The sequence below is a fragment of the Pleomorphomonas carboxyditropha genome, assembly GCF_002770725.1.
GTDB classification, from domain to species: Bacteria; Pseudomonadota; Alphaproteobacteria; order Rhizobiales; family Pleomorphomonadaceae; genus Pleomorphomonas; species Pleomorphomonas carboxyditropha.
Genome location: NZ_NQVN01000019.1, coordinates 99,611 through 108,704 on the forward strand (window position 1 = coordinate 99,611; position 9,094 = coordinate 108,704).

At 69.0% G+C, this 9,094-nt stretch carries 6 protein-coding genes; 5 read left to right on the forward strand and 1 reads right to left on the reverse strand.

Annotated elements, in window-relative coordinates:
* Positions 1-23 precede the first annotated feature (23 nt).
* From CJ014_RS21275 to CJ014_RS21295, 5 genes are all read left to right on the forward strand, one after another.
* Positions 24-1,091 carry an HlyD family secretion protein gene (locus CJ014_RS21275; protein WP_100082502.1) on the forward strand — a complete coding sequence of 356 codons (1,068 nt, stop codon included), beginning with the start codon at positions 24-26 and terminating at the stop codon, positions 1,089-1,091.
* A complete protein-coding gene (gene rbbA / locus CJ014_RS21280; RefSeq protein WP_245427521.1) occupies positions 1,088-3,868 on the forward strand; it encodes a ribosome-associated ATPase/putative transporter RbbA in 2,781 nt (926 codons plus the stop codon). The genes CJ014_RS21275 and rbbA overlap by 4 nt, the downstream gene beginning before the upstream one ends.
* A 3-nt stretch (positions 3,869-3,871) precedes the next feature.
* Positions 3,872-4,984 (forward strand): ABC transporter permease, encoded by a 1,113-nt coding sequence (locus tag CJ014_RS21285; RefSeq protein WP_100082504.1) that lies wholly within the window; start codon positions 3,872-3,874, stop codon positions 4,982-4,984.
* A 309-nt stretch (positions 4,985-5,293) separates the two neighbouring features.
* On the forward strand, positions 5,294-5,683 hold the full coding sequence (locus CJ014_RS21290) for a hypothetical protein (RefSeq protein ID WP_100082505.1): 390 nt from the start codon (positions 5,294-5,296) through the stop codon (positions 5,681-5,683).
* Between the two features lie 385 nt (positions 5,684-6,068).
* A complete protein-coding gene (locus CJ014_RS21295; protein ID WP_100082506.1) occupies positions 6,069-7,955 on the forward strand; it encodes a sensor histidine kinase in 1,887 nt (628 codons plus the stop codon).
* 573 nt (positions 7,956-8,528) lie between these two features.
* Here the strand turns inward: CJ014_RS21295 and CJ014_RS21300 are convergent.
* Positions 8,529-9,094, reverse strand: a 566-nt coding sequence (locus tag CJ014_RS21300; protein ID WP_280952352.1) for a flagellar basal body rod C-terminal domain-containing protein, incomplete at its 5' end; no start/stop codon positions are given.

A 9,094-nucleotide genomic window follows, 5' to 3' on the forward strand; every position in this document is an offset into this window, starting at 1 on the left:
CCGGCGGCTTCAGGGGCTGAGGGATGAAAACGTCGAGGGTTCTGCTTTGGGGCGCGGTCGCCGTCGCGGCGGTCGCCGGCGGCTACTGGGCCTGGCTGCGCTATGCGCAGGACGGCCTGCCGGCCGGCATCGCGGCCGGCAACGGCCGCATCGAGGCGGCGGAGATCGACATCTCGACCAAGAGCCCCGGCCGCGTCAGGGACATCCTGGTCGGCGAGGGCGATTTCGTCACCGCCGGCCAGACCATGGCGCGCATGGACATCGCCCAGCTGACGGCGCAGCGCCGGCAGGCCGAGGCCCAGCTCAAGCGGGCGCTGATCGGCATCGACACCGCCGGCAGCCTGGTCGAGCAGCGGCAGGCCGAGCAGGCGGCCGCCGAGGCGGTGGTCGCCCAGCGCGGCGCCGAGCTGGAGGCGGCGGAAAAGCGGCTGTCCCGCTCCGCCCAACTGGTGCAGAGCAACTCGGTCTCCCAGCAGACCTACGACGACAACCAGGCGAGCGAGCGGAGCGCCAGGGCCGCCCTGGCGGCGGCCGAGGCCCAGCTTGCCGCGGCCAAGGCGGCCATCGGCGCCGCCCGCGCCACGGTGGTCGACGCCGAGGCGGCGGCCGACGCCGCCCGCGCCGCCATCGAGAGCATCGCCGCCGAAATCGACGACAGCACGCTGCTGGCGCCGCGCGACGGCCGCATCCAGTACCGGGTGGCCGAGCCGGGCGAGGTGCTGTCGGCCGGCGGCCGGGTGCTCAACCTCGTCGATCTCGGCGACGTCTACATGACCTTCTTCCTGCCGACCGCCGAGGCCGGGCGGCTCGCCATCGGCACCGAGGTGCGGCTCGTCCTCGACGCGGCGCCGCGCTACGTGATCCCGGCCAAGGTGAGCTTCGTGGCCGACGTCGCCCAGTTCACGCCGAAGACGGTGGAGACCGAGGAGGAGCGGCAGAAGCTGATGTTCCGCGTCAAGGCGCAGATTCCGCCCGAGCTTCTGCGCAAGCACATCCAACTGGTCAAGACCGGGCTGCCGGGCATGGCCTATGTCCGCCTCGATCCGGCCGCCGAATGGCCGCGCGAGCTGACCGACGGGCTGGTGCAATGACCGCCGCGCCCGGCCCGGCCGGCGACGGCCCGCCGCCGGTCGTCCGCCTCGACCGGGTCGGCCTCTCCTACGGCCGGACGCGGGCGCTCGACAAGGTGACGCTCGACATTCCGGCCGGCGTGATGGTCGGGCTGATCGGCCCGGACGGCGTCGGCAAGTCGAGCCTGTTGTCGCTCATCGCCGGCGCCCACGTGGTGCGCGAGGGGCGCGTCGAGGTGCTGGGCGGCGACATCGCCGATCCCGACCACCGCCGCCGCACCTGCCCGCGCATCGCCTACATGCCGCAGGGGCTCGGCAAGAACCTCTACCCCACCCTGTCGGTCTCCGAGAACGTCGACTTCTTCGCCCGGCTGTTCGGCCAGGGCCGGCAGGAGCGGCGGCGCCGGATCGACACGCTGCTCAGGGCCACCGGGCTCGACCCGTTTCCCGACCGGCCGGCCGGCAAGCTGTCCGGCGGCATGAAGCAGAAGCTCGGCCTGGTCTGCGCGCTGATCCACGATCCCGACCTGTTGATCCTCGACGAGCCGACCACCGGCGTCGATCCCTTGTCGCGGCGGCAGTTCTGGCAACTGATCGACGACATCCGCCAAGAGCGGCCGTCGATGAGCGTCATCGTGGCGACGGCCTACATGGAGGAGGCGCAGGGCTTCGACTGGCTGATCGCCATGGACGGCGGCCGCGTGCTGGCCACCGGCTCGCCGGCCGAGCTCCTGGAGCGCACCGGCGCGCCGACCCTCGACGCCGCCTTCATCGCCCTGCTGCCGGACGACAAGCGCCAGGGGCACAGCGCCGTGGTCATCCCGCCGCGCGCCACGGACGCCGACGGCGATTTCGCCATCGAGGCCGAGCACCTCACCATGCGCTTCGGCGACTTCACGGCCGTCGACGACGTCAGCTTCCGCATTCCGCGCGGCGAGATCTTTGGCTTCCTCGGCTCCAACGGCTGCGGCAAGACCACCACCATGAAGATGCTGACCGGCCTGCTGGCGGCGACCGAGGGCACGGCCCGCCTGTTCGGCCGGCCGGTCGACGCCGACGACATCGAGGTGCGCCGCCGCGTCGGCTACATGAGCCAGGCCTTCTCGCTCTATTCCGAGCTCACCGTCCGCCAGAACCTCGACCTGCACGCCCGCCTGTTCCGCCTGCCGGCCGAGCGGATCGCCGGCCGCATCGCCGAGATGGCGCGGCGCTTCGACCTCGGCGACGTGCTGGACGCGCTGCCCGACGGGCTGCCGCTCGGCATCCGCCAGCGGCTGTCGCTGGCCGTGGCGATGATCCACGAGCCGGACATGCTGATCCTCGACGAGCCGACCTCCGGCGTCGATCCGGTGGCGCGCGACGCCTTCTGGCAGATCCTCTCCGACCTGTCGCGGCGGGACGGCGTCACCATCTTCGTCTCCACCCATTTCATGAACGAGGCCGAGCTCTGCGACCGCATCTCGCTGATGCACGCCGGCAAGGTGCTGGTCAGCGACACGCCGGCCGCCATCGTCGCCCGCCGCTCGGCCGGCTCGCTCGAAGAGGCGTTCATCGCCTATCTCGAGGACGCCATCGGCGAAAACGCCGCCACCGCCGCGCCGGCCGCCGCCCCGCCGCAGCCGGTGAAGGAGGCATCGAAGGCCGGCCGGCCGTCGGCGCCGCGGCGCCTGTTCGATCTCCGCCGCATGTTCGCCTATACGCGGCGGGAATCGCTCGAACTGCGCCGCGACCCGATCCGCGCCACCCTCGCCGTGCTCGGCAGCGTGCTGCTGATGTTCGTCATCGGCTACGGCATCAACATGGACGTCGAAAACCTGTCCTTCGCGGCGCTCGACCGCGACGACACCACGCTGAGCCGCGACTACGTGCAGCAGATCGCCGGCTCGCGCTACTTCGTCGAGAAGGCGCCGATCACCGGCTACGACGATCTCGACCGCCGGATGCGCGACGGCGAGATCAGCCTGGCCATCGAGATCCCGCCCGGCTTCGGGCGCGACGTGGCGCGCGGCCACGCGACCGTCGAGATCGGCGCCTGGATCGACGGCGCCATGCCGACCCGGGCCGAGACCGTGCTCGGCTATGTGCAGGGCATGCACCAGAGCTGGCTGACGCAGAAGGCGCGCGAGCGCTACGGCGACGCCGCCGTCGCCGGCGATTTCCAGATCGCCGTCCGCTACCGCTACAATCCCGGCATCGAAAGCCTGGTGGCCATGGTGCCGGCCGTCATCCCGCTCCTCTTGATGATGATCCCGGCCATGCTCGCCGTGCTCAGCGTGGTCCGGGAAAAGGAACTCGGCTCGATCATCAATTTCTATACGACGCCGGTCACCCGCTTCGAGTTCCTGGTCGGCAAGCAACTGCCCTATCTCGGCCTCGCCATGCTGAACTTCTTCATGCTGGTGGCGCTGGCCGTCTTCGTCTTCGGCGTGCCGCTCACCGGCAGCCTCGCCGCGCTCACCGCCGCCGCCCTGCTCTACGTGTTCGCCGCCACGGCGCTCGGCCTGCTGCTCTCCACCTTCATGAGCAGCCAGATCGCCGCCATCTTCGGCACGGCGCTGCTGACGCTCATTCCGGCCGTGCAATATTCCGGCATCATCGATCCCGTCGCCTCGCTGCAAGGGGCCGGCGCCGTCATCGGCCGGATCTACCCGACCACCTATTTCGTGACGATCGCCCGCGGCACCTTCTCCAAGGCTCTGGGTTTTCCGGACCTTGCCGGCGCCTTCCTGCCGCTTGTCGCCGCCGGCCCCATCCTGCTCGGCCTCGGCGCCCTCTTCCTCCGCAAGCAGGCGAGCTGACCCATGCGCATGGCCAACGTCCTCCAGCTCGGCATCAAGGAACTCCGCGGCCTCGCCCGCGATCCCATGCTGCTGGTGCTGATCGTCTACGCCTTCACGCTGTCGGTCTACACCGCCTCGACCGCCATGCCGGAGACGCTGAGCCGCGCCACCATCGCCATCGTCGACGAGGACCAGTCGCCGGTGTCCTCGCGCATCGTCTCGGCCTTCTACCCGCCCTATTTCGCGCTGCCCGAGCTCATCTCGCCCTACGAGATGGACCGGCGCATGGACGCCGGCACCGACACCTTCGCGCTGGACATTCCGCCCGATTTCCAGCGCGACCTGCTGGCCGGCCGGTCGCCGGCGATCCAGCTCAACGTCGACGCCACGCGCATGTCGCAGGCCTTCACCGGCAGCGGCTACGTCCAGTCGATCGTCTCCGGCGAGATCGGCGAATTCCTCGACCGCTACCGCGGCACCAGCGCGCCGCCGGTCGACCTCGCCCTGCGCGCCCGCTTCAACCAGTCGCTCGACAAGGGCTGGTTCGGCGCGGTGACCAACGTCATCTCGTCGATCACCATGCTGTCGATCGTGCTGACCGGCGCCGCGCTGATCCGCGAGCGCGAGCACGGCACCATCGAGCACCTGCTGGTGATGCCGATCACGCCGACGGAGATCATGCTGGGCAAGGTGTGGTCGATGGGCCTCGTCGTCCTCCTCGCCTCCTCCGTGGCGCTGGTGTTCGTCGTGCAGGGCGTGCTGAAGGTGGAGATCAACGGCTCGATGGCGCTGTTCCTGGCCGGCGCCGCCCTGCAACTGTTCGCCACCACCTCGATGGGCATCTTCCTCGCCACCGTGGCCGGCAGCATGCCGCAGTTCGGCCTGTTGCTGATGCTGGTGCTGCTGCCGCTGCAGGTGCTGTCGGGCGGCCTGACGCCGCGCGAAAGCATGCCGCAGATCCTGCAGGACGTCATGCTGGCGGCGCCCAACACCCATTTCGTCATCCTGGCCCAGTCGGTGCTGTTCCGCGGCGCCGGCCTCGACGTGGTCTGGCCGCAGTTCCTGGCGCTGATCGCCATCGGCGTGGCCCTGTTCTATCTGGCGCTCGGTCGCTTCCGGGCTTTCCTGCGGTGACGCCCGCCGCCGGAAAAAATACGCCGGCCATCGAATGGCGTGCGTGAAGGCCGGCCGGGGGTTCTTCACGCCTGGGGCGGCCGTTCGTGAGCGGCCGGGCGGCGGTTTTCCGCGGCCGGCGGCGGCTTTGCCGATCCGTTCAACTTCGCGCGCACGCTTTCGCGATTCCCGTTCAACTCGGCGGCGCGCACACGTCAGCGGCGGCCGGTTTCGGCGTGATCGGTCAAGGTGCAAATCATTGTCATCAGCAGCGGACAACCCCCTCCCCCCGCTGCTTGCCAACGACCATCGAACACCGGAGTTTCCATCATGATTGCCAGGTTCCTCGCCGCCGCCGCCGTCGCCGCCGCCCTCGTTCCCGCCGTCGCCAATGCCGGCCAGGTCTATTTCGACCCGTCGGTCGACAGCGGCTCGTCGCCGTTCATCGAGCTGCCCACCCACGTCAATCCGGCCAACGCCGCCGCCGCGGCCGCCGATGCCCAGCGTTACGCCACCGTCGCCGGCGACGCGGTGATCGGCACCCATGGCGCCCCGGCCCAGGCGGTCACCGAATACGATCCGGGCGCGTCCTCCGGCGATCCGGCCTTCGTGACCAAGCTGGTCGTCCCGAACCCCGCCAATGCCGAGGCGGCCGCCAGGGACGCCGCCCGCCTGCCGAGCGTCGCCTACGCCGACAATGGCGACCTGATCGGCAACTGATCCGACCGATCGCCACACGCCAAGCGAGTGCAGAAAGGCCGCCCCGAACCGGGCGGCCTTTCGCTTTGCCGGGCGATCCAAGGAACAATCGCCATCGGAGAAATACTTATCAAGGATGTTTCGCGGCGCCGGGGCCGCTGCGAAAGATAACGATCCAGGTAAACGCCGTTTTTCCGGCCGATCCGGCCCGCCCCACCGCCATCAAGTGCCATCTCGGGCCGCCGCCTACCTGCCGGGGCGAATCCATCACTTCGCCGGCGGCGCCGGCGCGGCGGCTTTACTCGAAAACTTCATGGCGGGGGCGGCGCGGCCGCGCTTCGCTTTTATCATTGAAAACTAAGGTTGTTTTTGCCATCCTTGACCTGCTCGATCTGGCGGGTTGGAAATGTTCAGCAAAGTGGCGGTCGACGACCTTGATCTTCGAGATCTCTTCAACGCCTCGGCCAACGCCTATGTCATCTTTACTCGCGAGCTGACGATCGCCGGCTGCAACGACGCCTATCTCAGGGCCGTCGGCCGCAACAGCCGGGAGGAAATCGTCGGCCGCTATGTCTTCGACGCCTTCCCGGTCGATCCCGCCTCCGACGAGTACCGCATCCTGACGGCGTCGTTCAACCGGGTGCTGGCCACCAACCAGCCCGATCACGTGGCGCTGGTGCCCTACAACACGTCGCCGCCCGGCGAGCCGCCGGTCGTCCGCTTCTGGAGCGCCACCCACTCGCCGCTCAAGAACAAGCAGGGCGAGCTGACCTACATTCTCCAGCACACCGAGGACGTCACCGAGCTGCAGGCGCTGCGCCAGCGCGACGCCCGCGCCAACATGGCCGAATCCGGCCTGCTGGCCCGTGCCCAGGCGGTGCAGACGGCCAGCGAAAAGGTGCTCGGCGAAATCGCCATGCTGCGCGACCTGTTCGAGCAGGCGCCCGGCTTCATGGCCGTGCTGACCGGCCCGGACCACGTGTTCCAGCTCGCCAACGACGCCTATCGCCAACTGGTCGGCCGCACCAACCTGATGGGGCGGCCGCTGGCCGAGGCGCTGCCGGAGATCGTCGGCCAGGGGTTCATCGACATCCTCGATCGCGTCAGGCTGACCGGCGAGCCCTATTCGGGGCAGGCGGTGCCGGTGTTCCTGCAATGGGACGGCAAGACGCAGCCGGAGCTCCGGCACGTCGACTTCGTCTACCAGCCGATCCGCGACGCCGCCGGCGAGGTGACGGGCATCTTCGTGCAGGGCCACGACGTGACCGAGCGCTGGCGCGCCCAGCGCGACCTGCAGCGGCAGACCGACCTGTTGCGCCTCGCCCAGGACGGCGGCGGCTTCGGCACCTACGACTGGGACCTCCAGAGCAACCGGGTGCACGGCACCCGGCTGTTCCGCGACCTGTTCCAGTTGGCCGACACGCCGGACGGCGTGCCGGTCGACGAGGTGCTGAGCCGCGTCCACCCCGACGACGCGCCGCGCATGGCCGCCCTGGCGGCCGGCGTCAGCGACGACATCGAGACGCCGCACGAGTTCAAGCTGCTGATCGACGACCGCGTCACCTGGATCGGCGCCCGCGGCACCATCGTCCGCGACGCCTACGGCGAGCCCGAGCGCGTGCTCGGCGCCGTGCACGACCTGACGCAGAGAAAGCAGATCGAGGAGCGGCTCGACATGGTGGCGCGCGAGAGCGCCCATCGCGTCAAGAACATCCTGACCATCATGCAGATCATCGCCGAGAACACGCTGCGCCGCGCCGCCTCGCTGGAGGCCGCCCGCAAGAGCCTCGGCGACCGCATCGCCGCCCTCAACCAGGCGCAGGTGCGCATCCTGGCCGGCCCCAAGGACAGCCGCCTCGACACCATCGTCCGCGACACCTTCACCATCACCTACCAGTTGGACGACCGCATCGTCATCGAGGCGGACGGCGACGCCGAGCTGGCGCCGCGCACCGGCCTCGGCGTAGCGCTTGCCCTGCACGAACTGATCACCAACGCCCTGAAATACGGCGCGCTGTCGGTGGCCGACGGCAAGGTGATCGTCGGCTGGACCCTCACCCCCCTCCCCGACAGCGGCGCGGCGCGGGTGAAGCTCGACTGGCGCGAGGTCGGCGGCCCGCCGGTGACCGGCGCCGCCGGCAAGGGCTTCGGCTCGATGCTGATCCGCAACAGCCTCGCCCACGACCCGATGGGCCGCGCCGACTGGATCGCCGCCCCCGACGGCGTGCGCTGCCAGTTCCTGTTCACCGCCAAGGCGATCGTCGAGACGGACAAGGAAGAAATCGCCGGCTGAACCGGGCGGCGAAGGCGGATTTCCGTGGGCCTTTTGGCGCCCTATGGCAATCCCGTGCCCTTTCCTGCCCGAGGTCCTGCGCCTGCGCGCAGGATGACAAAATTATATTTAGAAAACAAATACATAGCCTATCCATCGAGCACCCGGCAGATTCCCGCCACGCTGTCTCCCAAGCTGGTCCGGAAATCTGCCCTGGGTCCGCGAACGTTCCCATCACGCCGCCATCGCCGCGCGCATCGCCCCCCATAAATTGTCATCCTCGCGCAGGCGAGGACCTCAGGACGAGAAGATGATGAGGGATGTATCAGGCGCCCCAGCATTGCCGGAGCGCTATATCGGCCGCTCGCTCCATCCTGCCCGAGGTCCTCGCCTGCGCGAGGATGACAATCTATGGGGAGGGGAGGTAAGGATGGAGGGCGATGCGCTATCCGGCTGTTTCCTCTATATAAAACTGTCATCCTCCGCGAAGGCGGAGGACCTCGGGCAGGATAAAGCGAGCGGGCGCTATAGGGCTCCCGGGCGAAGGCGGCGAATAGGAGAACCCAGGTGGTTTTCCGCGGAAGCGATGCCGCGCTAGCCGACCGCCGCCAGCAGCCGCTCGAACATTTCCCTGGCGATCCGGATCACCTGCGCCGCCGCCGAATAGAGCGTCTGGTAGTCCTGGAGCCTGGCGGTTTCCTCGTCGATGTTGACGCCCGACTTCGAGGAGACGGTATTGGCAATCGAGGCCTGCAGCGCTTCCGTCCTGGTCAGGGCATTCTCGGCCGAAGAGGCGCGCGTCGCGAATGCCGCGACGATCCGGGACGCATAGGCGGTGAGCGTTCCCTTCATCGAGCCGATGCTGCCGGTGGCCGCGTAGCTGTAAGAGGTGGTCAGCGCCGAATTGAGGGCGTTGGCGACCAGCGTCGAGCCGGGGGTCAGCACGGTTCCCGAGGTTTTATTCGTGGAAAGCGTTCCGACCGCCAGCGTGCCGCTGTCCGCCAGCAGGCTCGACGACACCTTGATGTTGGAAGCCGAGCTGCCGGTGAACACGGCGTTGAAGCCGAAGAAGCTCGAAAAGCTCTGGCCGTCGATCGAGCCGTCGAGCGCGCCGATCGCCACGCCCGAGCCGTCGGTATCGGAGCTGATGCTCAACGTGC